Genomic DNA, 26336 nt, shown 5'->3' with positions numbered 1-26336 from the left:
TGCATGGTTTCACCTCCATCGGCGAAAACATACTAAATCGCTTTTCCATACATGCCCACCCCAAAAATGAAGGGAACATGAAGCCCCATTCATCCGATTTGGTTGCGTTGCGCCGTGCTAAAAGTGAGATGGGTCGCGCGTGCCTGAATGTGGATGGACGTGTATAACCCCGTCATAGTCGTAAACCATGACTATGTGCCTAATCGCGGACTGGACTTTAGTGTAAAGTCTTATCCGCTTCTTGTCGTATAGGCCGACATGGAACAGCGCGGACCCGCGCCAGCTCGCTCGTATATTGATGTGCCATTTGCCGTCTTCACGCTGGCAAACGTGGACATCTGTAATGGTTCCCGCCAGCGGACGTTGCGTCGTCAGCTCCCTCTCCAAGATAAGCGCCAGTTCCATTAATGCCCTTCTCGTATGCCCTATGAAGCGATTTGATGTGTTTTCGCTGGTGCCTCTGCTCCCTCCGCGGTACGCTGACGGTAAGCGGCAACGCACGGAGGTGTCCAGTGACGGGACCACGCAATACATCCATTGAGGACGATGCAGAACGCATCGTCCGTCAGCTCGGCGGGAAATGGCACGGCGACTATGCAATGTGCCGTTGCCCGTCGCACGCGGACAGCACCGCCAGCCTCACCGTTCGGGTTGGCGACCGGGCCGTGCTTTTCCGGTGTCATGCGGGATGCTCGAATACCGATATTCTGGCGGCGCTGCGCACCGGCCATTTCACGCCCCCAGCCAACCATGATCCGGGGCAGCGGCGTGAAGGTGGCGCGGACCTCAACAAGATCGCGCTGTCCGTCTGGCGCTTCGCCGTGCCGATCGATGGCACTTTGGCCGAACGCTATCTGCGCTCGCGCGCGATAACGCCGACCGGCATCAAGGCCAGGTTCGACCCCAAGTGTCAGTTTGGCTCCGGTGAAGCCAAGGCGTTCGCGCCTGCCCTGATCGTGCCGATCGAGGAAGATGCCGGCGTTGTCGCGATCCATCGGACTTTCCTGCGCCCTGACGGGATGGGAAAGGCCGAGATCGAGGAACCCAAGCGGATGCTTGGCAATCCAGGCACGGGCGCGGTGCGATGGGGCGGCACGCCGCTCGACGGCGTTCTGCGCCTCGCCGAAGGTGTCGAGGATGCCGCAAGCGTGATGAACATGCTGGAACCCGGCACCTTCGTATGGCCCGTTCTCGGGATCGAGCGGTATCAAGGCATAGCGATACCGGAGAGCGTCGAAAGCATCGTGATCTATAGTCAGCATGGGGCCGAGGCTGCTCGCGCCATCCGGCGCGCTACGCCCCGACTGACGGCCAATGGCCGTCGGCTTCTCGTCAAGAAGCCGCCCCATGCTGGCGACTGGAACGATCTTTTGCAGGAGGTTCGAGCTGCATGAAACTGTTTCGCGGAGTGCCGCCTTTTCAACGGGTGATGATGCTCGTCGCGTTCGGAGCGGTCGCGACCTATTCGTTGTCGCAGCAGAAACAGAAGGTGGAGCAGATTTCGTCGTTGAAGCTAAGCGACGAAGCGCCAAGAGTGATCGACGGTGACACGGTTGACGTGAAAGGTTCGCGGGTCCGTATTGTCGGGATCGATGCGCCAGATGACGATTTGCCGCATTTGAAGGGTATAGCATCGCAAGCTCTGCGCGATCTTTCTGGGCGGGATGGTGGGTTGAACTGTTCGACTAATGTTTTCGATTTCGCATTGCGTCGTGAAAAGCAATGCAGGACTGACCCGGAAAGCTATGGCCGTCTGAATCTGGCATGTCGCTTTCGCAATAATGATGCGAGTGTGGCGGCAACGATGGTCGCACAGGGATATGCCGTCGATTATCGCCGTTTTTCAGGCGGTGCGTATGTCGACTTGATGAAGAAGGCGGCAGAGCAGCGACTTGGCTTGTGGGGTATCGATTATGAGGGGATGCGGTCGCTCGCGACACGGCAGGCGGCGGTCCCGAAGAGTTGTCAGGTCGATACGATCAAGAAGTGAGGTTCATCGCCTGCCTTCGGCCCGCGCTCTATTCCGCCTTGCGAGCAAGGCTCCACGGAACCCCGCGCACGGGTTTCCGCCCTATCGGGTGACGATCGCTAGTCGGCAACGGTCCGCCCTTGCGGGCGGGCGCAGTTTGAAGGGGGGGTATATGTCACCACCGAGATCCGCAGGCGCGCAGCGTGTCGGTGAATGGGGAATGGCGCTGACGACGATCGCCGGCGCTGTCCTCGTCGGCCGCGTCATCCGGAATTTCCCATACCTGCTACCGAACCGACTCCCCGGCCTGGTTGTCCATGAACTCGGACCGTCGCTCGCGCTCGCGCTGGCGCTCGGCGCCGCCCTCGCCATCACGCGATCGTCCCCCATGCGCGCGCCAGCTCGGGCCGGTCTCTTCATCATCGCCGCAGCCGCGGTTGGCACGGCCTCGCTCACCTACGAATTTGCCAACGTCCTAGCGCCGCGATGGTGGTGATAATCGGACCCCATTCGGTTCGTTTCCGGTGTTAATCGCCCCCCTTTGGTCCCGGTGACATTTACCCCCCGCTCTATGAGCGGTGATAATCGGACCCCCTTCCTCTCTATCCGGCAGCCATAGATGCAGCGCGCCGATCGGCGCGACGTAGCTTGTGGCACTCATGCCCTCCCCCGGAGGCCATGCGGTGCAGGGGAACACCAGGGCTACTGCCCTTTCGTTCCCGAACAAAAATAGCCCGCCCGTGTGGTCTGCCAAGGTCGCTTCGCGACGCCCTTTGGGCGTCGAGCGACCTAGGGCAGCCTGCCCGCGCCAGCGGACGATTTTTGCTCCCCCTCCCCAACCCGTTCCTCGCCGGAAGGGCAGAAGCCGCTGCTGAAGCGAGCGGCTTTCAGCCTTGAAGGGAAGGATATTCAATCATGGCACGGGTCACGGACAATCGCGCAGACGTCTATCAAGAGATCACCTACCAGATGATTGCGATGATCGAGGCAGGCACCCGGCCTTGGTCAAAGTCGTGGAACGGCAGCACCGCGCCGAACATTCCGTTGCGTTCAACAGGCGTTCCCTATCGCGGAATCAACATTCTGTCGCTTTGGGTCGCGTCTATGACGAAGGGCTTTTCCTCGCCGCATTGGCTGACCTTCAAGCAGGCATTGGCGCTAGGCGGATGCGTCCGAAAGGGCGAAAAGGGTTCGACTGTCGTTTACGCGAACAAGATCGAGGTGGACGCCGACAAGGGCCAGCAGGGCGGCGACGACGGCAAAAAGCAGATCGCATTTCTCAAGCGGTACACGGTTTTCAATGCCGAGCAGATCGACGGCATCGAGGCGAAATATCCCGCACCCGCCCCGATCATCACCGCGACCAATCCCGACGAACGCGATGCGGAATTGGACACCCTTTTTTCCCGCGTCCCTGTCACCCTTCGCCATCAGGGATCGCAGCCCTACTATCAGCCGAGCAGCGATCACGTCGTCATGCCCGAGTTTGCCCACTTCCATACCGGCGACGACTATTATTCGACCCTCGCCCATGAGCTTTGCCACGCGACCGGCCACGCCGACCGGCTCGCCCGTCCCTCTTTGATGTCGGGCAAGCGGGAGGATTACGCGCGCGAGGAACTGGTTGCCGAGCTGGGAGCGGCCTTCGTCAGCGGTGCGATCGGCATCAAGCTACACGACCGCGAGGACCACGCCGCCTATTTGTCGGGTTGGCTCCAAGCCCTTCGCAACGACAAGCGGTGCATCTTCACCGCCGCGACCCAGGCACAGGCCGCAGCGGATTGGCTGCTAGGCCATATGGGCGCGGAGGAACTGGCGTGCGCGGCTTAGGAGATAACGGCGGTCCTCGATGGGAAGAGGACCGCCCCCGCACCCTGTCGTCGTCCAACAAATGCGCCTTGTGCGCGAACTGGCGTCCGCCCTGCCCGCGCCTTGTCGTGGAATATCGCGCCTATGAGGCTGGCGTGACCAAACGACCTGTCGCGCAACCGCGTGGCGCATGTGACCAGAAGATGATGCGCCCGGATGGGCCGACCGCGTTCTGCGCCACGACCGAAAACGGCAACTGCTACAACTTCACCCCAAAGCCGCGCGCCTGACCCGCAAAATCGGGCGCGCCGGTCCCGCTGCGCGACCCCGGCGCGCGGGATTAGCTACGCCGTGCGCCAAGAACCGTCTTCATTTCGGTCACGGACAGCCGACGCCCGATGAGTTTTGCACGAATAGGCTCGAATGCCGCGTACATTTGCGCATAGCCTTCCACCACCGGATGGTGAGAATTCAACGAGCGACCGCTAAACCGGCTGAACCTCGATAGATCATCAGTCCAATGGCGCGCGATCGAAAGATATTCGCCCTCGTTGTTGCCATCGAAACCCGGAAATTCGACATGCTCGAAGCCTGACGCAGCGAGATCGGCTTTCTCGTCATCGGAGTAGGTTTCGTAGCCTTCTTCGATAAAGCTCCACATATCCAAGACATCGGTCACGAACCGGACCCGGCTTTGATTGTCGGTGTGGCCATGGAAGATGCCCGGCATTTCCATCGCAAGGGACCAATAGTGACCCCCTACGATCGATTGCTGAACATGCTTGACGTCTGTTTCGACGGGTAAGCCCGTCTTTTCGATCAGCTCCGCCAACATCATCGCAATCAGCTTTTCTCCGTCTGAAAAGCGTGGTGCGCGACCGCGACTGTCGTGCGCGAGGCCGTTTTCCAGCAGTCGTCGCACGGCTTCCGCACGCGATGGCGTATCTTCTTCCGAGCTTCGCCATTGGTCCAGGCGGTCAAGCAGCTCGCTATCAATCCGCATTTCAAAGCGTTCCGTAGGCATCACCGTATTTCCGTATTCAGTTACGACATACCGTACAACATACCGTAACGTGTCAAGGTTGCATAGGGCTTGTTGGAAACCTCGCGTGGCATGGTCGCGCTAAGGCGCGGCGTGGACCTGTGGCGACGATGCCCTCCCCCGGAGGGCATCGTCGCGGGGAACGCCAAGGGCTGCTGCCCTTTCGTTCCCGAAGGAAAATAGACAGCCCCGTGTTGTCCGCCAAGCGCGGCACCCGACACCCTTTGGGGTGTCGGCCGCGCTAGGCGGCCTGCCCGCACCAGGCCGTCGATTTTCCTTCTCCCTCCCCATCCCGCTCCTCGCCGGAGAGGCAGAAGCCGCTGCTGAAGCGAGCGGCTTTCAGCCTTAAAAGGAAAGGAAGGACAATGGGTTACACGCGATACAAGGGCGACCCCTACTGGAAGCGGGCCAAGAGCAGCGGGACCAGTGCAGACGGCCTCCCCTACGCCAAAGGCGACCGCGTTTTCTTCTATCCGCGCACTGGAGCGACCTACGCCGGTGACGGCGCAATCCGCGCATCCGCCGACTTCGACGAGCTGGCCGCGCTGGAGGGCTGACCCCTCCCCTCACGCCCCCGACACATTCAGATTTCGGAGAACGATCATGGCTATCATCACCGTCAAACTGTCGCAGCTTCGTATTTCGCCGCTCAATCAGCGCAACGTGAAGCCCGCAGCGATCGAGGCAATGGCCGACGACATCGCGGCGCACGGCCTGTTGCAGAACCTCGTCGCGTATGAGGAAGAGGGCAGCTATTGGGTGTTCGCGGGCGGGCGGCGGCTTCGCGGCCTGAAATTGCTGGCGAAGCGCAAGACCATCAAGAACAGCGATGCTTTCCCCGTCGAGGTGCGGACGAAGGAAGAAGCCATCGAGCTATCGCTTGCCGAGAATTTTCAGCGCGAGGACATGCACCCTGCCGACAGCATCCGAGCCTTTGCGGCCCTTCGCGATACCGGCATGGACGTCAACGAAATCGCGGCCCGGTTCGGTCAGGCGATCAGCTTCGTCTATAAGATGCTCCGTCTTTCCGCGCTCAATCCTGCCCTGATCGACATTCTCGCCAAGGATCAAATGAGCCTTGAGGCGGCTAAGGCGCTCACCCTGACCGATGACCACGACCAGCAGCTAAAGGTTTTCAAGGCGTCCAACGGTCACGCGCACACGATCCGCCGGATGCTGACCACCGAGAAGGTCACGACCAGCAGCGGCGCGTTCCTGTTCGTCGGGCGCGATGCCTATGTTGAGAAGGGAGGCACGATCACCGCCGACCTTTTCTCGCAGGGTGACGAAGGTTTTGCCGATCATCCGGAGATCGTCGAGGAACTGGCAGAGGCGAAGCTAGACGTGCTGGCGGACGAGTTTCGCAAGGCGGGTTGGTATGAGGTGAGTGCGACCCTCACCCAGCCCTATGACCTCTACAGCAAGGGCTACCTCTACAAGAGCCAGCGCGAACCGACCGAGGCAGAGGCCGCGCGCCTGACTGAAATCGGCGAGCAGATCGAGGCGATTGCCGGGGCCGAGGGCGAAGATAGCGAGCGCATCACTCCTCTCGTCGACGAACAGGACGCGATCACCGAGGCGCTTAGCGGCTACAATGCGGAGCAGTTGGCAGTCGGCGGGGTGGCGCTTTGGGTGTCGCACGATGGATCGCTAGGCCAGCGTGTCTATCGCGCGAAGGCCGAGGCGAAGGCAGCGGCATCGGGCAGCGATGGCCCCGCGCCGCTCTACAGCAACACGCTTTTTGCGGACCTCACCCGGATCAAGACGCAGATCGTGCAGGAGGCGGTTGCGGCCAATCCGGCGCTCGCGCTCGACGTGTTGCTTGATACCCTTGCCGGTCAGTTGCTCCACGGCGCACACAGCTTCAACATGGCGGTCGAAATCCAAGCCAAGGCCGTTGCCACCGACGTTCCCGACGAGTTCATGGCGACGAGCGACGTGCGGCCCGTTGAGGAAACGATGGCAACGCGCTTCGCGTCGGTGCCGATCGATGGCCGGTTCGACGCAATCCGCAACATGGAGAGCGACGACAAGATGGCGCTGTTGGCGGGGCTGGTAGCGATGATGGTGGACGGCACCGTGTTCGCGGGCGGTTGCCCCGGCCAGCGTCACCACCAGTTCGAGCAGATCGCGAAAGCCGCAGAGGTGGACGTTGCCGCCCGTTGGTCCGCTCCTATCGCGGTGTTCGACCGGATGAAGCGCCCCGCTTTGATTACCCTCCTTCGCGAACAGGTTGGCGATGCCAGCGCCGACAACTGCGCCACGATCAAGAAGAAATCGGACTTGGCGGTCAACGTGTCCGAGCGGCTTCCGGCACGATGGATTCCGGCACCCATGATCGTTGGGGCGTTCGACAAGATCGAGGCCGACGACGCCGACCAGATCGACGCCGACCAGATCGAGAGCGAGGACGTGACCGAAGAAATGGCCTGATTTTCCGGGTCGGGGGGTGGTGTTAATCGCCCCCCTTTCCGCTGTCCAAGGTGGTGTTAATCGACCCCCTTTGTATCGCCCAGGTCAGGCCCCGTCGCCTGCGCGCCGACCCCGCTGCGCGGTGCCGGCGCGCTCGCAGCGCTTGCAGCCCCGCGAGCGCCGCCCGATGGCGGCGCGACGTCGACTAGATCAACGATGTTGCCGATCGCGCGGCGATCGAGATCCTTCGCCGGGTAGTGCGGACCGCCCCTGCAGGGCGGGCGTGAATTTGTAGGGCAGTCCGTCAGTGTCCTCCTATCGTAAGGGACGCGGCGAGCGGCCTCAAAGCCAATGGTCCCCCCCAATTTGCTGCGCAAATCGGCTCCCCCCATTGCCCCGGCAGAGCCGGGGGGAGCTTTGACCCCCCTCGCCGCGCCCCTTCCGACCGTCCGGCCAATGTCGGCAACACGGAGGTTTCCATGTCCAGTCATCGTCTTTTCGCTCAACTCGCGTTCGAGCGCGCGCTTGGCAACGCTGCGCTTGATGCGTTGCGCCAGGCCGTCACCGAGCGCGATCAGTTCATCAGCGCGTCGACGTGGGGAAAGGACACGCTGTTCGCGGATAACAAGCAGTCCGATTTTTGGGCGCTGGCTGGCGAGCTGGATCAGATCGTCGAGGATCGGCTTCGCGACGTAATGACCGGCCCCGGGTTGGGCGTGGTCACGCGCGGCGAGTATTTCGCGCACCCGCAGATCGTCGAGCTGGTGGAGAAGGCACGCGATCGACCCGAGACGCCGGGTTAATCGTCTCCATGTACGTTGCGCCCGCTGCATCGCGCCGTCGAAGCGGCGGGCGCTTGCGCGCCCGCTCGCAACTTCGGCACGTTCCTTTTAATCCTGCCAAGATCAGAACCGGAAAAGGATATAAAAATGGGGTGGTTCCGAAAACCTACGCATATTGAAAGAGATATTGTTAGCGCGCCGACAGAGCCGAAGGCTTTGGACCCGTCGCAAATATATACGCTGCTAGACAACAGGGCGAGGGATTATAGGACGATCCTTCTTGGTTTCATGGCCGGTATAATTGCGCTTACCATTGCTACGCTTAATGCCGCAGCGCCATGTTTAGACTCGAAATACGAGCATTTTTACGATTGTCCAACTTGGAAAGTGCCGAGTTTCTATCTGTCGCTTGTGATAGGGTTGGCTTTGGTGGCGATCTTTAAGATCGGTCGAGAGGTGGCCACGGTCAAAAACCGGGCTGAATACGTCAGGCAGAAGTTTATTATAAACGCCGATGACGTTCCTGTTATTGACGGGCTTCTACCTCGAAACACGAAAATCTACGATTACAATGAAGTCGAGAGGCAGAAACGTATTAAGGCGCAGCGAGAGAAGAATGGCGAGGATATAGCTTAGGGTGTGCAACGCCTGCCTTCGGCCCGCGCTCTATTCCGTGGCGCTGCGCACCACTCCACGGAACCCCGCCAGCGGGTTTCCGCCCTCCGGGTGACGATCGCTAGTCGGATACAGACACGCGCTGCGTGACGCGCTTTTTCCCGATCGATCAGCGCAGACGCCGATCGATCGGGGCCAGGGGAACACCAAGGGCGCTGCCCTTTCGTTCCCGAACGACAATCGACCGCCCGAGTAATCTGCCAAGGACGGTAAACCCGGCGCCGATGGCGCCGACCGTCCTAGGCAGCTCGCCCGCGCCAGCGGTAGATTCTCGCCCTCCCTCCCCATCCCGTTCCTCGCCGGAACGGCAGGGCCGCAGGCCGTGGCCTTGCGGACCATGCCAGATGAAGGAGGAATTTCATGACCGACCAGACCGACCGGACCGTTGCTGTTCGCACCCTCAATGATGCCGCCCGCGCGATCCCCGGCGTCACTTGCCGCGCAAACATGACCGTTGGTATCCTTACGCTGTCGGAAGAGGATCGAGCCGCAGTCCTTCACAACGTTACGACGTTCAGCAATTTCGACGAGGATAACGATCCTTACGGCGAACGCGACTTCGGGACCATCTATCGCCTCACATCGGGCGAGTGGTCACAGAAACGGCCCGATGATTCGGATACGATCAGCGAAACCGTGTTCTGGAAGATCGATTATTACGACAACAATCTGGAGTTTGGCAGTAGCGAGCCGTGGGATTCATCCAAGACAAAGCGTGTCCTGACGATCATGCTATCTAACGAATACTGACCCTTAGGTGCGCCGCGACCCGCGTCGGAAACGGGGTGGGTTGCGGTCGACGGTGCAGCCTACGGGGCAGCGATTTGTTGTTAATTCACCATGCTTCGGCTATGGTCGCAGGAGAAGGAATTAGCATGGTTCAGCTAGATATCGACGCGATCCGCGCTCAAATCCGAGCGATGGACTTCGAGCGGGGAACGCCCGATGAAGTCGCACAGTGGCGCGAGGACGACCGTGATTCACGGCATAACCTCGTGATCGAGGGCATGAATCCCGAGCCGATCGAGGACCAGCTTTTCGCGATGATGCTCGACGAGGGGGTTTCGCCCGCCCTCGCGTCAAAGCTCGTCGTCGATATGATCCAGACCGGCGCGGGCAAGCTCGCAGCCTGATCCTTGCCTGCTGACCCGTACACGTATCCCGGCACCGACACGCTCCGGAACCGGCTAGGGATTACCGACGACAAAGAGCTTTCACAGCGCGAACGTCTCGTCACCCGTGCGCGCGCGACTGAAGCCGCGCGCATGGATTTTCCGCTGACGGCGGACGGATATCGCGCGCTCCATAAGCATCTGTTCCAGGACCTCTATGATTGGGCGGGCAAGGACCGCACCGTCAACATTGGCAAGGGTGGAAGTCTGTTCGCCGCTGCGCCCTACGTCTCGAATGGGCTTGATGCGGTTTTCAAGGATATCGCTGGCAAGGACAACTTGAAGGGGCTGCAACGGGCCGAGTTTTTCGATCGGCTTGGCAACCACCTAAACGAGCTGAACGCCGTTCATCCTTTCCGCGAAGGCAATGGCCGCACCATGCGGGTTCATGCGGCGCAGATCGCGCGCCAGGCCGGACACCCGATCAGGATCGCCAGCATCGACGAACGCGCATGGATGGATGGATCGCGGCACGGCTTCACCACCGGCGACCATCGCGGCTTGAGCGCCGCGCTGGCCGCAGCCAGCGTCCAACGCGATCTAGGACCAGAGGCACGCATGGGGCCGGGTGGTATGGCATTGCTCCCCCCGCGCGACCCACCCGCAGGACAGCGCTACAAGATGTCGCTTGCCAAGGTGCGCGAGGAACTGGACCGATACATGCCGCCCGCGCGTGCCGAGGCCGCCGATCGGCTTCGCACGTTGACGCGCGAAGGCGCACCGGCGAACCAGATCAGCAACGCTCAAATCGAGCTGGCCTATGTGCGACATGCGAAAGGCCCGGTCTATCAATCGCATTTGCTGACCTACCTCGCGCACCGCGACGTGGAAGCGGTCATCCATCGCAATCAGACGCCATTAGAGCGGGTGCGCGAGATCGGGTCCGCCCTAGCCGTGCAGATCAACATGCAGAACACCGCGCAGCTTCAGCGCGCGATCCGCGCGCTCGAGCGCCCGATTTTGCCACCCGGCCATTCTCCGGCACATGAGCGGTTGGCCGAAACCTTCCTGAAGAACGCGCCGGAAAAGAACCTTGCCGATCCGCGCCTTGCTCCCGCCCAGGCCATCGTTGAGAGCGTGATGACGGCAGCACGCGAGCGTGGGGAAAACGCGAAGGCGATCACGTCGCTTGGCGAGGCGACCCGCAAGACGATTGCAGGGAAGATCCGCAGCGGCGAACCGCTAGACCCCAAGGCTCCCGAATTTGCTGCAAAGGGACCGGCAACGGTTGCGCCGCCCCAGCGGGATCGAAGCCGCTAACGCAGCCGGTTTATTGCGTCCTGTTCAACTTCGTCGCGTAGTATGCGGCTCATTGCCGCGAAGACATCCGGACTGTCGTATCGAGCCGCCTCACGATTAGGCGGGCAGTGCAGGAAGAACGCGCCGTCATCCTTCAGCTCTAAAAACTCGTCGTCTCTTAGAGCAATGCGTTGTCCCGGTTCAGCGTCAAGGATCGTGCGGGCTTCCGCCTTTGTAACAGTAAGGTAATACGGGATGCTCTGTCCGTGGTCGATTTCGGGTAACTGAAAAGTATATGTTTCGACCATCGATCCCCCTAACGAGCTATCGGTATCTCGCTAATCCTAGTTGTCCAAGCCTTACTTTTCATCGATCGCTTGGTGTCATAGCTCCGTTCACCCTGCCCCTCGGCAGCGATGCGGACGGTGTTACGGCCAAAGCGTTGATTAATTCCGTCCAAAGCGGAGAGAAGATCGCCCGCCCGTGGGTCAGGCGTGGCGAACAGGTCCGCTTGCATAGCTTCCGCAGCGTGCAGTCCTTCGAGCATCACGCCGCATTTCGTATAGATCGAGCCGCTGACGAACATGGCGTCCGACAGATCGCCGGCGACACGGGCCACCACGCGCGGATCATTCGTGGCAGGCGATAGTCGCGCCGATCGCGAGGCGGATGGAGCATCAGGCTTGTACCGGCTCCCGTGCATGAAGGCGATCAGCCGTGTCGCGACCAACCCCTGCGCCCGAATTTTTTCAGCAGCGCGCACCGCTCGCCGCACCATCGCTTCGCGTATGGTGGCGCCCTCGCTCACCGGCTCGCCAAAGCAGCGTGTTACAGCGGTTGCTTTCAGGCGGTCCGGCTCGGGCTGAAAGCCCTCGCACTCGATGCCGTTCAGTTCGAGAACCAGGCGCTCCAACACGACTGTCCCGACGCTCCGGGCAACGTCGGGATGCAGTGCGGCTAGATCGGCCGCGGTTGTCACTCCCATCGGCCGCAGCCGCGCCGCCAGAGCGGGGCCGATCCCCCAAACCTCTTCGACAGGCCAGGCCGCGAAAAGCCTACGCCGCAGCTCGACGTCATGCAGATCGACGACCCCGGCCCACACTTTTTCCGAGGCTTTGGCGAGCGCATTTGCGACCTTGCTTAGCGCGCGTGTCGGCCCCAGCCCGATCCGTGTCGGCAAGCCGACCGATCGCTGAACGGCCTCACGCACCCGATGCGCCGTGGCGACGTCGCCCAGGCCGTCAGGCAGAACCGGCAATCTGAAAAAGGATTCGTCGATCGAGTAGATTTCGACGGTATCGGAAAACTCCGCGATCACCATGTTAAAGGGGTAACTAAACGAAAGTGACGTATCTGCACGGTAAGGGCATACCGATAGCGAACGTCATGCGTTGAGCAGCGAGCTAACAGCGCGCAGGCCCAAGGATTCCGGATCGAGTCTATCTGGGGAAACGGTTAGAACAAGGTAGAGACCGCATGCTTTCATGACTCCCGATTGAGACGCTGGCCACGCCTACGCCTATTTTGGCCAAGAGACTCGCGGTTACATTGACTTGAGCGGGTTTGCCGCGGTTGCCGAAACTGCGAGGATTGCTCATATTCTCACCAGCGCCCGGACTAGGCGATGGCTGGACTTTCTGTTTGATGCCGCTGATCATTTCTGCGGTTCTTCCATTCTCCAACCGGCTCCCAGAGCGATCTGGGCAGAAATCCACGACGACAGGGCCGTGTTTCGCGCGCTCTCAGCATCGGATTGGGCGCCAAGAGCAAGTTCCTGCGCCTGCGTGGCCTGAAGAATGCTGTCCTGCCCGGCGGCAAGGCGCGCTGATGAAAGCTTCGCCGTCTGCTCTTTCGCCTGGGCAATATCGAGCATGTTCTTCATTTTCTGACGTGAAGCGGCAAAACCATCCAGCGCGGCATCCGTCTCCTCAAGCGCTTTGAGGAAAACATCCTCCCAGGTCGCGCCGGCAGCCTGCGCCTGAGCGCCCGCCGCCCTGATCCGCGAACGAACCCGGTCCATATCAAATATCGCCCAGCTAAAGCTTGGACCAATGCCAAATCGGAGCGCACCCTTTTCATCGAGGCGATCCGGCGGTGCGCTCAGACCAAGCGACCCGCCAATGCTGATGCGTGGATACAGATCCGCGCGCGACACATCGACCTGCGCCATGGCTTTGGCGAGAGCCAGTTCAGCAGCTGCCACATCGGGGCGCATCCGCAGTATCTGCGAAGGATCGCCAGCGCGCACATAAGCGGGTATGGTCAGTGCATCGGGCTTGAGCGACGCGAGCGTCGTCACACCCTCCGGGGCAGCGGTGCCGGTGAGCGTAGCAAGCCTGCGCAGCGCATTGCGGCGTCCCGCTTCCACGGTGGGACGGGTTGTGAGTAACGCAGAAAGTTGCGCCCGCGCGTCCTCGACCCCATCGCGACGAACACCACCCAAACGATGGGCCTGCTCGATCCGGTTGACGAGATCGCGCAGCAGCGGTTCCCGGCGATCGAGCAGGGCAAGCTGCCGATCCGCCGAAGCCAGATCGGCCCAGGCCCGCACAACCGCTGCGGCAACGGACGCCTCGACGCCCCGCTTCGCCCACAGCGCCCGTCCTGCCTCGGCCCGTGCCTGATCGGACAGGCCCTGAAGGCGGCCGAACAGATCGAGCTCCCACGCAAGCGAGGTGCCGATATCGGCTACGGTCTGTGAGGGCAGCACGGCCGGGCCGCCAAAGCTGTCGAGCTGGAGCGTGGCGCCTGCCGTGCGGCTGCGCTGGAACGACCCGTCGACGGTGCCGATGGGCAGCTTTGCAGCTCTCGCCTCCTGCACCAGAGCCTGCGCCGCGCGCAGATTGGCAGTGGCGGCCCGCAATTCGGCATTGTGCGCCAGCGCCTTGGCGACCAACGCATCGAGCTGAGGATCCTGCAACTGCGTCCACCAGTCCATCACGACCGGCTCTTGCGAGCGGTCCTGGCTGACCGACCAGTCCGCCGGCGGCGCGGGCAGCGGCGCCGGCGGATCTATGTGCGGCGCACAGGCCGTAGCGAGCAGGAGAATGGCCAGACTATAGTGATGGCGGCGGATCATGCGGCGTCTCCGGCAATGGCGCGGGGCATGTCATCTTCCTTGCGACGGAAGGCGAGCATGTAGAGCGAGGGAATGAGAATGAGGGTGATGAGCGTACCCAGCGCCAAACCGCCCATCATGGCAGCAGCCATGGGCTGCCACAGCGGCCCGCCAAAGAGGTAGAGCGGCACCAGCCCTGCGATACAGGTCAGCTTGGTCATGACGATCGGACGCAGCCGCATCTCGGCGGCATGGGCTACCGCCTTGCGCAGCGGCATACCGGCTTCGCGATCCTCCTGGATCCGCCCGATCAGCAACACCGCGTTGTTGACGATGATGCCCGCCAGCGCGAGGAACCCGATCTGCGCGCTGAAGCTCATCGCCTGCCCTGAAATCAGCAGTCCCAGCGTTCCGCCGATGATCACGAACGGCATTGATGCAAGCACGATCATCGACTTGCGCACACTGCCGAACTGCCAGAGGAACAGCAGGAACATGCCGGCCAGTGCCAGCGGCGCATAAGTTGCAAGCCCGGCATTGGCCTTCTTGCCTTCTTCGATTTCGCCGCCGAGTTCCAGCCTCGTGCCGGTCGGCAGGTGCAAGGCTTCAATGGCGGGCTGCGCTGCATCTACGATCTGCTGCGACTTCATGGTGGCGTGCCGGGCCGTTATTTCAACGACGGGCATCAGGTTGCGCCTTGCGAGGAACGGCGCCGTATCGGTCAGCCGCACACGGGCGATGGAACCCAGCGTTACCCCGCTGGACGCCGGACCGACCGGCAGCGCGCCTAGCCGTTCCATCGCCTGGCGCTCATCGCCATCGGCGCGGACGATCACCGGGACCGACTTGTCCCCATCGCGCAGCACAGATGCGATCGAACCGTCCTGCACGGCGTTCAAAGCACGATAGACGTCGGCACTGGAAAGGCCCGCCGCCGCGATCCGCGGCTGATCGATCTCGATCGTCAGGGCCAACACGGGGTGCTCGGCGTTGATCCGGACGCGCTGCATGCCGTCAATGCGCAGCAGTGCCTTTTCCAGACTGTCGGCGGCGTGGTTGAGTTGCGAACGGTCGGCGCCAACAAGCCGGAATACCGCGACGTCCTTTTCGTTGCTGCCCAGCGAGAAGCGCTTGGGATCCAGATCCACGCCGGGAATTCGTGCGGCAAGCACGTTGCGAACGCGCGCGATGCTTGCATCGGGATCGGCGTGCGGGTTGACGTTGATCACGGCATAGGCGCGATGCAGCGCCGGTGCGGGAGGATTGAGCGCGAGGATGAAGCGCGGGCCGCCATCGCCGACATAGATCACGTGATCGGTGATCTCCGGGAACAGCTTGCGATCGCGCAGCAAGGTGGACGCGCGCGCAGCGACCTTCATCATTTCCTCAGGACGCGTTCCGGGCGCCATTTCCATCGGAACCTGGAACTGCTTGCGCTGCGATACCGGGAACAGTTCGGCCGGAACCGCCTGCATCAGCAGGATCGCGCCGGCCAGCAGCGCCACCATCCCGCCCGCGACCGCAACGGGCCGCGCCAGAACCTTGACGACGATCCCGCCGTACCAGCGCTTGATCTTGCCAAGCGCGCCTTTCTCCTCATCATGATGCGCGTCCGCGCTGATGAAGCGATGCGCGAGAATGGGTGTGACCGTCAGCGCGAGCAGCAGCGAGACCAGCAGCGTGATCGCAAGGACGACGCCCAGGCTGCGCATATATTCGGCGGTGTCCGTCTGCCCCGCCACCAGCGGCGCGAAGGCGAAAATGATCGCGAGCGAGGACACGAGCAAGGGCTTGAGCATCGTTTCACCCGCCGCGATGGCGGCCGGGAGGCGGCTCTCGCCCTCGGCGATGCGGCGCTGGTAATCCTCCACGACCACGATGCCGTTGTCGACGAAGATGCCGAGCGCGAGGATGATTGCGGCAATGGATATCTGGTGAAGTTCGATGCCCAGGACATTCATGATGAGGATGGTGCCGAGCACCGTCATCGGGACGATGGTGCCGGTCACCAGGCCGCTGCGCCATCCCAGGAACAGCATCACCACCGCGAGCACGATGATGACCGTCTCGACGAAGACCTGGCCCACCTTCTTGATGTCGGTTGCGACGACCTGCGCCTGATCGGTGATGTCGCTGGCGTGCAATCCGGCCGGCAGGGTCGGCCGGATTTCGGCAAGGCGGTCTTCCAGTCGGTCGGCGAAGCTCATGACGTTGAGGCCGTTCTGCATCGCCACGCCAAGCACCACGGCAGGTTTGCCGTCGAAGAACGCGCCACCTTGCGGGGGGGCCTGCGGAATCTGGCGGATGGTCGCGATCGAACCCAGCGGCACGGACGAACCGCCCCGCACCGGGACCGGGAAGGCGGCCAGATCGCTCGACCGGGTGATGCGATCCCCTGCCTGAAGGGTGAGGGTCGTCCCGCCGGCTGTCACGGTTCCGCTGGGTGCGACGGCATCGCGCGCGGCCAGGGCAGAGCGCACGTCCTCCACGCTGGTGCCGGCCTGACGCAGCGCGTCGGGCTTGAGATCGACATAGGCGATCTCGCGCCGGACACCATGAAGGGAGATGGAGGCCACGCCGTCCACACCCTGCAACTGATTGCGCAGATGCTGCGCCCACAATTCCAGATCGCTGGCGCTATAGCCTTTTCCAGTGATGGCTATCGTGCGCACCGCGACGCGGCCAAAATCGTCATTCAGGAGCGGGCCTTGCGTGCCCGCAGGCAGATCGGACGCAATCTGTCCCAACCTTGCTCTGAGCCGCTGCCACACGAAGGACACGTCTCCGCCGGGCACCGTGTCGCGCAGGGTGACATAGATCAGCACGTTGCCCTGGCGGATGCGCGTGTCGAGCGTCTTGACCTCGCTCTGGCCGCGCAGGGCTTCCTCGATCGGGCGGGCAAGGATCTTTTCGAGCCGCTCCGCGCTCTCGCCGGGCAGATAGGCCTCGACAGTCGCGGTGCGCAGGGTGACGGACGGTTCTTCCGTCGCGGGATAGTCGAGCAGGGCGACGATGCCCAGGAGACAGGCGAGGATCGCACTGACGATGACGAAGCGCGAACTTGCCAGCGCGGTCCGCGTGAGGGACGAACGGGGATCGGTCATGGACGAAGCGCCTTCAGACTGCGGGCTTGGCAAGGCGAACGGTCTGGCCTTCGCGCAGGAAGGCGCCGCCGCTGGCGACGACCGTGGTTCCGGGCCGGAGTTTGCCGCTTACGCGGGCATCGCCTCCGACCGTACCTGTCAGTGCGACAGGAACGGCACGGGCCTTGCTCAAGGGATCGATGGTATAGACGAAGCGCGTGCCGCCGCGGTCGACCTGCACCGCGCTCAAAGGGACGCGAACCACCGAAGTGCCCGCACCCGCTGCAGCCTTCGCCGGGCTCCCGAGCGCCAGCGAGACGATGGCCCCGGGAGCTGGCTGGCCGGACCGGATGGCGAGTCGGGCCTGGACGAAGCCGCCCTGCTCGATGGCGGGCGAGACCGCCTCTACGATCGCCGCGCCGCTTTCGCCTGCCCCATCGTAGGCAAGGCTGGTTCCGGGGCGCAGGCTGCTCGCCAAGTCCTGCGGAACGGCGGCGATGATGCTCTGGCCGACACCGCCTTCTATCGCGAACAGCTGTTGTCCGGGGGTGGCAACGCTACCGAGCTGGGCAAGGCGCGCGGTGACATAGCCGTCGCCAGGTGCACGCACGACGTGCAGGGATGCGTCCTTGCGCGCGATGGCCAATCCCGCCCGCGCCGCGCCCAGCGCATTGCGTGCCGCCTGCGCTTCGGCTTTCGCCGCCTGGGCTTCAGCTTGAGACATGGCGCCGGCGGCCAGAAGGCTCTCGGCACGGCGCGCGGCTTTCTCGCGCTCCTGCGCTACGGCCTGCGCCCGACCGACTTCATTGTCCGACTGCTCCACGCGCAAGCCTGCGGCATCGCCGTCAAGCACCGCCAGCACCTGTCCTGCCTGCACCCGGTCTCCAACCTGGACGACGAGGCGGACGATCCTCCCCCCGACAGGCGCCGCAGCTTGCAGCGGCGTGCGGGCCTCGACGCGCCCGGTGATGCTGGTGGATGCGGCGGTATCGGGCTGGGCCGTCGACGCGGCGACGAAAGGTGCCACTTCGCCAGCGGCCGAAGACGATCCCGATGCGAGGACTGCAACGGACACACCGGCGGCAACCAAAGTAACCACCCCAGCAATCCCATACATAAGGGAATGATCGCTTATATTAATACCGAAAAAGGTGCTCATATGGGTATGGGAAGGACTCATGGCGTTGGCTTTCGCGAATTAGCGGGCGTTTAAGATGAAATCGAAATGCTTGAGCAGCTCATCGAGCAGTTCGTGGCCAGGAGTCGGGGTGTATATCAGTCGACGGGTCATGCTGTCGAAGATGAGGCATATCATGCTCGCGGCACAATCCGGCGACACAGCGCAATTTATACGCCCCGCCCGCTGCTCCCGCTCCACCGCCCGCGCGATGGCGGCTTTTGCCTGATCCAGCGCTACCGCCTGCATCATGGCGATTTTGGGATTGCGGGAAGCCTCGCTGACCATCTCGCTCGCCAAGATTGCGACTTCTCGGCCGATCCCCGTCTCAAAATATGGAGCGAGGATGGGGCGCATGGCGTCTGTCGACAGTCCGGACATTTCGATGAGCCGAATGAACTCCAGTTCGCGCTCGATATCCTCCTGGATGAGGGCTTCGATCAGGGCATCCTTGTTTGGAAAATACTGATAAATATTGGCCACACTGACGCCGGCCGTTTCGCTGATTTTGGTGACAGCTGAGGCATGGAAACCATGTTCAATGAAACAGCGTCGCGCGCCAGCGAGAATCTGCGCGGTGCGATCTGCACGTGCCGCTTCGTTTACCGGGCGGCCGCGAGTGGAGGAAGAAGAATCAGTCACGCTATTTATATAAACGACTGCTCACTTATTTTCAAGTAGCTTGTACAGCAGTCGGGAGCAGCCTTGCGGACGACCGATGCTGACTTGTCCCCTAAAAGGCGTTGGATTATGCTTTTAGAGCCCTCTTTCGCGGGCTTGGACACGTCAGTGTCGTCAGCGGACATTTCGCGTGGGTGCCAATGCCATATCAAGCGAAGCCCTGAAGGCACGTACGGTCCCCACGCAAGTGGGCTTGGGAACGCATGCAAGGGTGGCTGCGGTATCAGGTGCCTTCGAGGGCTTTGTAGAGGGCGGTTTTCCCGATCTTGAGCCGAGCGGCGGCTTCGCGCACGGTTAGCCCCGCTGCGATATGCGCCCGTGCCTTGCGCAGCTTGTCAGGAGTGACGACAGGGCGGCGACCACCCTTGTTACCTCGCTCGCGGGCAGCCTTGAGGCCAGCATGAGTGCGTTCCCGGATCAGGTCGCGCTCGAATTGGGCTAGCGAACCGAAGATGTTGAACACCAGCATCCCGCCCGAAGTGGTGGTGTCCATGTTTTCGGTAAGTGAGCGGAACCCGATGCCGCGCGTCGCCAACTCGCCGACCTTCTCGATCAGGTGGCTCATCGAGCGCCCAAGACGATCGAGTTTCCAGACCACCAGCGTGTCGCCGGTGCGCAGATAGGCGAGCGCCTCGGTCAGACCAGGCCGATCGGCTTTTGCCCCGGATGCGTGATCGTCGAATATACGGTCGCACCCGGCATTGTTCAGCGCGTCGAACTGGAGCGAGAGCTTCTGGTCTGCGGTCGAGACGCGCGCATAGCCGATCAGCGCCACATGCTGCCCGATCCTGTCCGTTTTCCCGTCATTATGCGATCTTGTCCGAATCGCCGTTACAGGTCCAGAGTTAACGGACATATTCCTGTTGGCCGCCAGAGGACCGTCTGACGGACACGCAAAGCGAAGGAGATGATGCTTGGCGAGACGGCGACTGGTGAGCCCGGAAATCTGGGCGGGGCATTATGGCGCGCCGCTCGATGAGCGCGAGATCGCGCGTCATTATACGCTGACCAGCGACGACCTGGAAATTGTCGGCCGCCGTCGCGGCGATGCCACCCGGCTCGGCTATGCGATGCTCATGCTATATATGAGATGGCCTGGCCGTGCGCTGGAAGCGGGTGAAGTCCCGCCCGCTCCTGTGCTCGCCTATGTGGCGCAGCAACTCGGCGTCACGCCAGCAGCCTTCGCGGACTATGCCCATCGGGACCAGACCCGTCGCGAGCATCTCGTCGAAATCCGACGATCGCACGGGTTCAGGATTTTTGACCGCAACGCCTTCCGTGAAGTTGTCGCCTTCTCGGTCCCAATCGCGCAGACCATCATACACCCCGGCCAGATGGCAGGCGTCATCGTCGATGAAATCCGGCGCCTGCAGATCCTCCTGCCTTCTCCGTCGATACTTGAAGCGGTGCTGCGGCGGGCGCGCCAGCAAGCCGAACAGCTTACCTATGAAGTGCTCACGAATGGCCTGCTGTCTGACACCCTTCAGGGCCTGGACGATTTGTTGGCCCGACGACCGGGGCAGGTCGCGACATGGCTATCCTGGATGCGCAATGCGCCACAATCGCCGGCAGCGCGCAACATCCTGCGCCTGATCGAACGGCTCGCCTATATCCGCGCGCTGGGCCTTGATCGCGCCCGTGCCGATATGATCCCGGCTTTGACTTTTGACAGGCTGGCGGACGAAGGCAGCCGCATCACACCGCAGCACCTTAGCGAACTCAATGCCCTGCGCCGCCATGCAACGCTGGCGGCAACCGGCATCCGCCTTGAGGAAAGCCTGACCGACGCCACTCTGACGATGTTCGACAAGCTGTTGGGCAGCATGGTGCGCCGCGCCGAGAACCGGACCCGCGACAAGGCCCTCAAGACGGTGCGCGGGCTGCAAGGCCATCTCCGGACGCTCACAGGGTCTTGTCGCCTCCTCATCGACGCGCGCAGCAAGGGCGTGGATTCTCTGGCGCAGATCGAGGCGCTGGACTGGCAGCGCTTTGCCGTGGCCGTCGAGCAGGCCGAAGTGCTCGGGCGACCGGAAACCGTCGATCGCACCGCCGAATTGATCGAGCGGCATCGCACGGTGAAGCTCTTTGCCGGCCACTTCCTCAACGCCTTTGAATTTCGTGGCGCCGGTGCGGTGCAGGGACTCCTGTCGGCGCTGGCTATCAGCGCGGAGCTATACCGGACCGGCAAACGGCGCTTGCCCGATCGCGTGCCGCTGCGCTTCGTGCCTGCCGCATGGCGGCCGTTCGTCCTGCGGGATGGCATCGTCGATCGTGCCGCTTATGAATTATGCGCCTTGTCGCAACTACGCGAGCGGTTGCGAGCTGGGGATATATGGGTCGCGGGAAGCCGGCAGTATCGCGATTTCGACAGCTATCTCATACCGCCGGCGACCTTTGCGGCGCTTCGCGAGAAGGGGCCGTTGCCGCTCGCCATCGAAACGGATTTCGAGCGGTATATCGAGGAAAGGCGCACCAGGCTCGACACGGCAATCGAACAGGTGACGGTCCTTGCGCGGCAAGGGGAACTGCCCCAGGTCAGGCTTGATCAAAACGGTCTCATCATCTCGCCGCTGAAGGCGGCAACACCGCCCGCCACCGAGATTGCCCGTCGCGCCGCCTATGATCGATTGCCGCGCGTGAAGATCACCGATCTTCTGCTAGAGGTCGATGCCTGGACCGGGTTCAGCGAATGCTTCATCCACCGGCGCTCGGGCCGGGAAGCCGACGATCGCAATGCGCTGCTTACCGTCATCCTCGCCGATGGCATCAATCTCGGTCTCACGCGCATGGCGGAAACCTGCCGGGGCGCAAGTCTGCGCCAGCTCGCCCATCTTCACGACTGGCACATCAGCGAGGCCGCCTATGGCGAAGCGCTGGGAAGGCTGATCGACGCCCATCGCACCATGCCGCTCGCCGCGCTGTGGGGAGACGGCACTACCTCGTCGAGCGACGGGCAGCAATTTCATGCCGGGGGCCGTGGGGCCGCGATCGGCGACATCAACGCGCGCAGCGGCAACGAACCCGGCGTCGCCTTCTACACTCATGTCTCTGATCGATATGACCCCTTCGCAAGTCGGGTGATCGCGGCGACCGCTGGCGAAGCGCCCTATGTGCTGGATGGCTTGCTGTATCACCAGACCGGCCTGACGATCGAGGAGCACTACACCGATACGGGCGGGGCATCGGACCATGTGTTCGGCCTCATGCCCTTCTTCGGCTACCGCTTCGCGCCGCGCCTGCGCGACATCAAGGAGCGTCGTTTACACCTCCTTCCCGGCCAGGAATCCGGCCATTTGCTCGCTGGCATGACCGCCGAACCGATCGCCTTGAGTCATATCGCGGCGCATTGGGATGAACTGCTGCGGTTCGCCACGTCGATCCGCACCGGCACCGTCACCGCTTCGGCGATGCTGCGCCGGCTGTCCGCCTATCCGCGACAGAATGGACTGGCCCTCGCGCTGCGCGAGCTTGGCCGCCTTGAACGCTCGATCTTCATGCTCGACTGGCTGCGCGACATCGACCTGCGCCGGCGCACCCAAGCGGGCCTCAATAAGGGTGAGGCCCGCAATGCGCTCGCCCGCGCGCTCTTCTTCAATCAACTCGGCGAGTTGCGTGATCGGCGGTTCGAGAACCAGACCTATCGTGCCTCTGGCCTCAACCTGCTCGTCGCCGCCATCATCCTGTGGAACACCCGCTATCTCGAAATGGCGTTGGTTGACGTTGGCACACCCGACGAGATCGCGCGCCACATCGCGCCATTGGGTTGGGAGCATATCTCGCTGACCGGTGACTATAGCTGGAATGTCGAAGATCGGCCCGATCCGGATGCCTTGCGGCCGCTGCGCGCTGTCAGCTCCCTGCTCGCCTCTTGACGTTCGCTATCCGTTCGCTCTTACCGTGCAGATACGTCACTTTCGTGTAGTCACCCCTTAAAGCGGCGGTTTAAGTCGCTGTAGAGTTCGTAATTGGATGATCGCAGCTCGACGCCATGCCGCTTGATAACGTCGCGTATTTTGAAGACAGGTGCGCCCATCTTAATATGCAGCGCCTTCGCTTCGGAGCTTCTGGCGACCGCACACCCGTCGTTATTAGACAACACAATTACCGGGACATTGCGCAGCATCGGATCGAACAGGCGTTCCGCGCTGACATAGAAATTCTCGATGTCGAGGATGGCCCACATAGCCGCTACGCCTGAAGGTTGCGCACGCTCGCGCGCACCACGCCCCAAATCTCTACACCTTCCGCGCTTGTCTCGGGGTAGTGCATCCGACTGTTGCGCGCTTGAAGGTATGCGCTTCCTTCGCGGGCGCAGAGCTGTCGGACCACGAAGCCGCCATCGACAACGGCGATGACGATCCGGCCATTAGACGGCCGAGCATCGCGATCGACCACAACCACGTCCCGGTCATAGATGCCGGCGTCGACCATCGAATTTCCACGCACCTCGAAAACAAAGCTGGCGGCACGATCGAGGCGGAGCAGCTCGACGAGATTGATCCCGGTTTCTTCCCAATCCTGCGCGGGTGACGGGAAGCCAGCTCCCGCCGATCCGATGATTTGCAGGCGCAGATCGGCCGGGATTTCGGCCAGCGGAATCGGGTGTTCCGGTAGAAGGGCAAGGACGGTCATCGCGCGATTGTAACGCGCAAAAGAACATAATAGGAACGGGATTTTTCCCGGCTCGTCGCAATCTGGTGGATAGCGGCTCGACGGCGAGCCTTATCGCTCTTTGCGCCGGGTCGGAAATACCGGCCCGCGTACCTCCATTTTCGCCGGATCGTAGGGGCGTTGCAGGGCGACCACATCGTCATACGAACCGCGCAGCCACCGATCGATGTCGTCGGGTTCGAGGATCGTTATCATGGCCTTCGGATGGATCGGCGCGACCAGGCTGTTCGGGTCGCATGTGACCATCGTAAAGCCATTGCCTTCAGCGGTTTCCTGCCAGAAACCCGCCACGGCAAAGACCGGCTGATCGGTCACGTTGAACCACATTTCGCCTTTCAGCGGGGGTTTCCCATCGCCCAGGTCGTGTTTGTCCGGGGTGAACTCAGCAAATTCGGTCAACGGCACGATACAGCGATTTTCTGGTGATGCGGCCAGCTTGCGCCATTGTGGCAAGCCCAGGTTGCGAACGTTGGTCATCGGCCACGGCGCTTTTCCGCCCAGCACGTCCCAAGTCATCACGTCCCACGCGCGTTCGCCGTCCTGTTCGCGGATGATGTAATTCCGGCTCTTCGGGCGCAGCTCGCTAGGGTTGAAGCGGTTATCCCGTGGGCGCTCGCTAAAGAGCCTCGCGGCCGAACCCCATAGGGTTTCCGGTTCGTGCGACATGCGGGCGCGATTACACATAGGCCGTCCTAGCTATTCACCGCATATGTCACGCTGATCGTCGACCGCCGCAAGGGATTGTCGGCCGACTTCATGGCCTTGTCGCGGAAGGTGTTGTACCTTCGCGGGGAAAGGACGGCTTATGGCTTCCTCCGGTTTTGAGGTGATCGCAGCGGCGATCGATGAGAACCTAGACCACCTGCATAAGCAGCTTTGGGAAGCGCGCGCGGCCGAGCTGCATGGCGCGGAGGCCGAGGTCGATGGTGCCGACCGCGAGCGCATCCAGCAGGAGTTGCGCGAGCATTACGCCACCCGCTTTCAACCCGAGACAAGCCGCGACGCCCTGATGGCGCAGGCACGGCGGAATTATGAAGAGAGGCGATCGGCATGAGCGACCAGCAGCCCCTATCGACCGAGGAACGCGACAAGCTGGCGCGCAGCCTGATCGGCGTGCAGCTTAGCACCACCAAAGCGGTCGACGAGCCGAGAGCGGTGATGACCGCCGGACAACCCGGCTCCGGTAAGAGCATGATCGTTCGTTCGATCGCGGTGCAATTTGAGGGGATGGGCGGCGCGATCACCATCGACCCCGACGCAATCCGACCGAACATTCCGTATATGCGCGAGCGCATCGCCAAGGGCGACCTTAGCATTCCCGACGCGGCCTATCAGGACGCAGGCACGATCGCGGCCGGGATGATGAAGCTGGGTGCCGAGGCGAACCGCAACATCATCTATGACGGCACGCTATCGAACACGTTCTACGCGCGCCAAAATTCGGAATATTTGCGAGCGAACAGCTACCGCGTGGAAATTCACGGAATGGCGGTCGACCCCGATCTAAGCCACGCCCGCACCTACAGCCGTCGCGAAGCCGAGATTGCCGCCTCGCCTACCGGCTTCGGGCGCGGCGTCGGTGATAAATTCCATGACGATGCAGTCACGGGCCTCGTCTCGACGATCAAAGCGCTTCAGGACGAAGGCAAGGTTGATGCGATCGTTCTCTACGATCGGACGGGCCGCAAGGTGGGGAGCGCCCAGCTCGAAGACGGACGGTGGGTTCCCGACAAGAGCATGGCGGACGAGTTGGCGAAGGTTCACCGCTTCCCGGATCAGGGCAGTCGCGACGAAGCCGCAAAGACCTGGGACAAGGCTGCGACCTTGATGGACGTTCGTAATGCGGACCCCGACGACCGGCGCAAGGTCGAAGCCTTCCAGCGTGCAGCGCAGGCGCTTGCCAGCCCCTCTCCGAGCCAGAAGGTCGACGATGGCAAACTAGCGACCGCGCCCGACATCGAGCGAGCGAGCGGACCGCGCAGCGTCATGTCGCCGGCGAAGGCGCAAGAGGAATTGGCGAAGTACCTTCCCACAGCGCGGCTTGAGGCCGTCGCCGCGTTGCGTGCCGTCGCCAAGGATGGCGCCGACCCGATCAAGGTGGCCGAGGCCCGCAAGGATCTCGATTACGTCAGCCACGCGCGGGGGCCAGAATATCAGGCGCGCTTGATCGAGCAGATGGGCGTTCGGGATATCAAGGCGGTCATTAGCAAGGACCAGACACCGTTACAGCGGGTCAAAGAGTTGGGTGCGGCGATCGGAGCCGAGATTTCGCAGCGCAGCCCGGAGCAGGTTGGGCGTGCCATGCAATCGCTAGATCAGCCTCAGAAGGTTGCAGAGCCAGGCCGGTCCCAATCCAGCGATATGCGAGCGGTGCCGGATCAAAGCCAAGTCCGCGAACGTGGTCGAAGCCGGTAATGCAAACGCCCCGCTGCCGGGGGGAGCAGCGGGGCGGTATAAAAACCGACGCTAGCGGGGGGATTCCGCGCCGGTTCGGGTTAAGAACCCCCAACATCGAAAGTCAGTTCCGATCAGGGTATCGCGCAGCGGGTCGAAACCCGACTACACG

Annotated in this window: 26 protein-coding genes and 1 pseudogene; 15 read left to right on the top strand and 12 right to left on the bottom strand. The window is 62.3% G+C overall.

Going from position 1 to position 26336, the window contains the following annotated elements:
* The first annotated feature begins 440 nt into the window (after window positions 1–440).
* The 5 genes from ACRYLO_RS13280 to ACRYLO_RS13260 all read left to right on the top strand — a co-directional run bounded on the left by ACRYLO_RS13280 (window position 441) and on the right by ACRYLO_RS13260 (window position 4068).
* A complete protein-coding gene (locus ACRYLO_RS13280; protein WP_482660596.1) occupies window positions 441–1394 on the top strand; it encodes a DUF7146 domain-containing protein in 954 nt (317 codons plus the stop codon).
* Window positions 1391–1990, top strand: coding sequence for a thermonuclease family protein (locus ACRYLO_RS13275; RefSeq protein ID WP_482660595.1), 600 nt, complete (start codon window positions 1391–1393; stop codon window positions 1988–1990). Before ACRYLO_RS13280 ends, ACRYLO_RS13275 begins: the two co-directional genes overlap by 4 nt.
* Window positions 1991–2189: 199 nt before the next feature.
* Entirely contained in the window at window positions 2190–2465 is a 276-nt protein-coding gene (locus tag ACRYLO_RS13270) for a hypothetical protein (RefSeq protein ID WP_482660594.1), read from the top strand.
* 419 nt (window positions 2466–2884) lie between these two features.
* Entirely contained in the window at window positions 2885–3799 is a 915-nt protein-coding gene (locus ACRYLO_RS13265; protein ID WP_482660593.1) for an ArdC family protein, read from the top strand.
* 134 nt (window positions 3800–3933) lie between these two features.
* Window positions 3934–4068: a hypothetical protein gene (locus ACRYLO_RS13260; protein WP_482660592.1), complete on the top strand. Its 135-nt coding sequence runs from the start codon at window positions 3934–3936 to the stop codon at window positions 4066–4068.
* Between the two features lie 50 nt (window positions 4069–4118).
* On the opposite strand, the gene ACRYLO_RS13255 is transcribed toward ACRYLO_RS13260, so the two are convergent.
* Complete coding sequence (locus ACRYLO_RS13255; protein WP_482660591.1) at window positions 4119–4802, bottom strand: YfbU family protein; 684 nt, start codon at window positions 4800–4802, stop codon at window positions 4119–4121.
* 383 nt (window positions 4803–5185) lie between these two features.
* Between ACRYLO_RS13255 and ACRYLO_RS13250 the strand changes: the two genes are divergently transcribed.
* From ACRYLO_RS13250 to ACRYLO_RS13220, 7 genes are all read left to right on the top strand, one after another.
* Window positions 5186–5377, top strand: coding sequence for a hypothetical protein (locus tag ACRYLO_RS13250; protein ID WP_482660590.1), 192 nt, complete (start codon window positions 5186–5188; stop codon window positions 5375–5377).
* Window positions 5378–5423: 46 nt separating this feature from the next.
* Window positions 5424–7253 carry a ParB/RepB/Spo0J family partition protein gene (locus ACRYLO_RS13245; RefSeq protein ID WP_482660589.1) on the top strand — a complete coding sequence of 610 codons (1830 nt, stop codon included), beginning with the start codon at window positions 5424–5426 and terminating at the stop codon, window positions 7251–7253.
* Between the two features lie 458 nt (window positions 7254–7711).
* On the top strand, window positions 7712–8035 hold the full coding sequence (locus tag ACRYLO_RS13240; RefSeq protein WP_482660588.1) for a hypothetical protein: 324 nt from the start codon (window positions 7712–7714) through the stop codon (window positions 8033–8035).
* A 15-nt stretch (window positions 8036–8050) separates the two neighbouring features.
* Complete coding sequence (locus ACRYLO_RS13235; protein ID WP_482660587.1) at window positions 8051–8650, top strand: hypothetical protein; 600 nt, start codon at window positions 8051–8053, stop codon at window positions 8648–8650.
* A gap of 399 nt (window positions 8651–9049) precedes the next feature.
* On the top strand, window positions 9050–9439 hold the full coding sequence (locus ACRYLO_RS13230; RefSeq protein ID WP_482660586.1) for a DUF3768 domain-containing protein: 390 nt from the start codon (window positions 9050–9052) through the stop codon (window positions 9437–9439).
* A gap of 125 nt (window positions 9440–9564) precedes the next feature.
* Window positions 9565–9822, top strand: a complete 258-nt coding sequence (locus ACRYLO_RS13225; RefSeq protein WP_482660585.1) for a hypothetical protein — start codon at window positions 9565–9567, stop codon at window positions 9820–9822.
* Between the two features lie 132 nt (window positions 9823–9954).
* Window positions 9955–11121 carry a Fic/DOC family protein gene (locus ACRYLO_RS13220; protein WP_482660584.1) on the top strand — a complete coding sequence of 389 codons (1167 nt, stop codon included), beginning with the start codon at window positions 9955–9957 and terminating at the stop codon, window positions 11119–11121.
* Here the strand turns inward: ACRYLO_RS13220 and ACRYLO_RS13215 are convergent.
* From ACRYLO_RS13215 to ACRYLO_RS13180, 8 genes and pseudogenes are all read right to left on the bottom strand, one after another.
* Window positions 11118–11408 (bottom strand): hypothetical protein, encoded by a 291-nt coding sequence (locus ACRYLO_RS13215; protein ID WP_482660583.1) that lies wholly within the window; start codon window positions 11406–11408, stop codon window positions 11118–11120. The genes ACRYLO_RS13220 and ACRYLO_RS13215 overlap by 4 nt on opposite strands.
* Window positions 11409–11416: 8 nt before the next feature.
* Window positions 11417–11617 (bottom strand): DUF4113 domain-containing protein, encoded by a 201-nt coding sequence (locus tag ACRYLO_RS13210; protein ID WP_482661746.1) that lies wholly within the window; start codon window positions 11615–11617, stop codon window positions 11417–11419.
* A pseudogene (locus ACRYLO_RS13205) lies at window positions 11615–12463 on the bottom strand (DinB/UmuC family translesion DNA polymerase); the annotation flags it as partial. The pseudogene ACRYLO_RS13205 and the gene ACRYLO_RS13210, both read right to left, overlap by 3 nt.
* Before the next feature lie 291 nt (window positions 12464–12754).
* Window positions 12755–14179, bottom strand: coding sequence for an efflux transporter outer membrane subunit (locus ACRYLO_RS13200; protein WP_482660582.1), 1425 nt, complete (start codon window positions 14177–14179; stop codon window positions 12755–12757).
* Window positions 14176–17262: an efflux RND transporter permease subunit gene (locus tag ACRYLO_RS13195; RefSeq protein ID WP_482660581.1), complete on the bottom strand. Its 3087-nt coding sequence runs from the start codon at window positions 17260–17262 to the stop codon at window positions 14176–14178. Before ACRYLO_RS13195 ends, ACRYLO_RS13200 begins: the two co-directional genes overlap by 4 nt.
* Window positions 17263–17275: 13 nt before the next feature.
* Window positions 17276–18400: an efflux RND transporter periplasmic adaptor subunit gene (locus ACRYLO_RS13190; protein WP_482660580.1), complete on the bottom strand. Its 1125-nt coding sequence runs from the start codon at window positions 18398–18400 to the stop codon at window positions 17276–17278.
* Window positions 18401–18439: 39 nt separating this feature from the next.
* Window positions 18440–19060 (bottom strand): TetR/AcrR family transcriptional regulator, encoded by a 621-nt coding sequence (locus tag ACRYLO_RS13185; protein ID WP_482660579.1) that lies wholly within the window; start codon window positions 19058–19060, stop codon window positions 18440–18442.
* A 262-nt stretch (window positions 19061–19322) separates the two neighbouring features.
* Window positions 19323–19874 carry a recombinase family protein gene (locus ACRYLO_RS13180; RefSeq protein WP_482660578.1) on the bottom strand — a complete coding sequence of 184 codons (552 nt, stop codon included), beginning with the start codon at window positions 19872–19874 and terminating at the stop codon, window positions 19323–19325.
* Window positions 19875–20013: 139 nt separating this feature from the next.
* Between ACRYLO_RS13180 and ACRYLO_RS13175 the strand changes: the two genes are divergently transcribed.
* Window positions 20014–22971 carry a Tn3 family transposase gene (locus ACRYLO_RS13175; RefSeq protein ID WP_482660577.1) on the top strand — a complete coding sequence of 986 codons (2958 nt, stop codon included), beginning with the start codon at window positions 20014–20016 and terminating at the stop codon, window positions 22969–22971.
* Between the two features lie 50 nt (window positions 22972–23021).
* Here ACRYLO_RS13175 and ACRYLO_RS13170 read toward each other — a convergent pair whose 3' ends face one another.
* The 3 genes from ACRYLO_RS13170 to ACRYLO_RS13160 all read right to left on the bottom strand — a co-directional run bounded on the left by ACRYLO_RS13170 (window position 23022) and on the right by ACRYLO_RS13160 (window position 24454).
* Window positions 23022–23282, bottom strand: coding sequence for a Y-family DNA polymerase (locus ACRYLO_RS13170; RefSeq protein ID WP_482660576.1), 261 nt, complete (start codon window positions 23280–23282; stop codon window positions 23022–23024).
* A gap of 5 nt (window positions 23283–23287) precedes the next feature.
* Window positions 23288–23731 carry a LexA family protein gene (locus ACRYLO_RS13165; RefSeq protein ID WP_482660575.1) on the bottom strand — a complete coding sequence of 148 codons (444 nt, stop codon included), beginning with the start codon at window positions 23729–23731 and terminating at the stop codon, window positions 23288–23290.
* Window positions 23732–23821: 90 nt separating this feature from the next.
* Complete coding sequence (locus ACRYLO_RS13160; protein WP_482660574.1) at window positions 23822–24454, bottom strand: SOS response-associated peptidase family protein; 633 nt, start codon at window positions 24452–24454, stop codon at window positions 23822–23824.
* 121 nt (window positions 24455–24575) lie between these two features.
* On the opposite strand from ACRYLO_RS13160, the gene ACRYLO_RS13155 reads away from it, so the two are divergent.
* Together ACRYLO_RS13155 and ACRYLO_RS13150 are read left to right on the top strand one after the other, a co-directional pair.
* The gene (locus ACRYLO_RS13155; protein WP_482660573.1) at window positions 24576–24824 is read left to right on the top strand and encodes a hypothetical protein; all 249 of its coding nucleotides are present in this window, start codon (window positions 24576–24578) and stop codon (window positions 24822–24824) included.
* Window positions 24821–26185 carry a zeta toxin family protein gene (locus ACRYLO_RS13150; protein WP_482660572.1) on the top strand — a complete coding sequence of 455 codons (1365 nt, stop codon included), beginning with the start codon at window positions 24821–24823 and terminating at the stop codon, window positions 26183–26185. The genes ACRYLO_RS13155 and ACRYLO_RS13150 overlap by 4 nt, the downstream gene beginning before the upstream one ends.
* Window positions 26186–26336: the final 151 nt, after the last annotated feature.

The sequence above is a fragment of the Sphingomonas sp. SDUR79 genome (genome assembly GCF_056821745.1).
The sequence above is the reverse complement of the archived record's forward strand: the minus strand, read 5'-3'. Positions and strand labels throughout refer to the sequence as shown.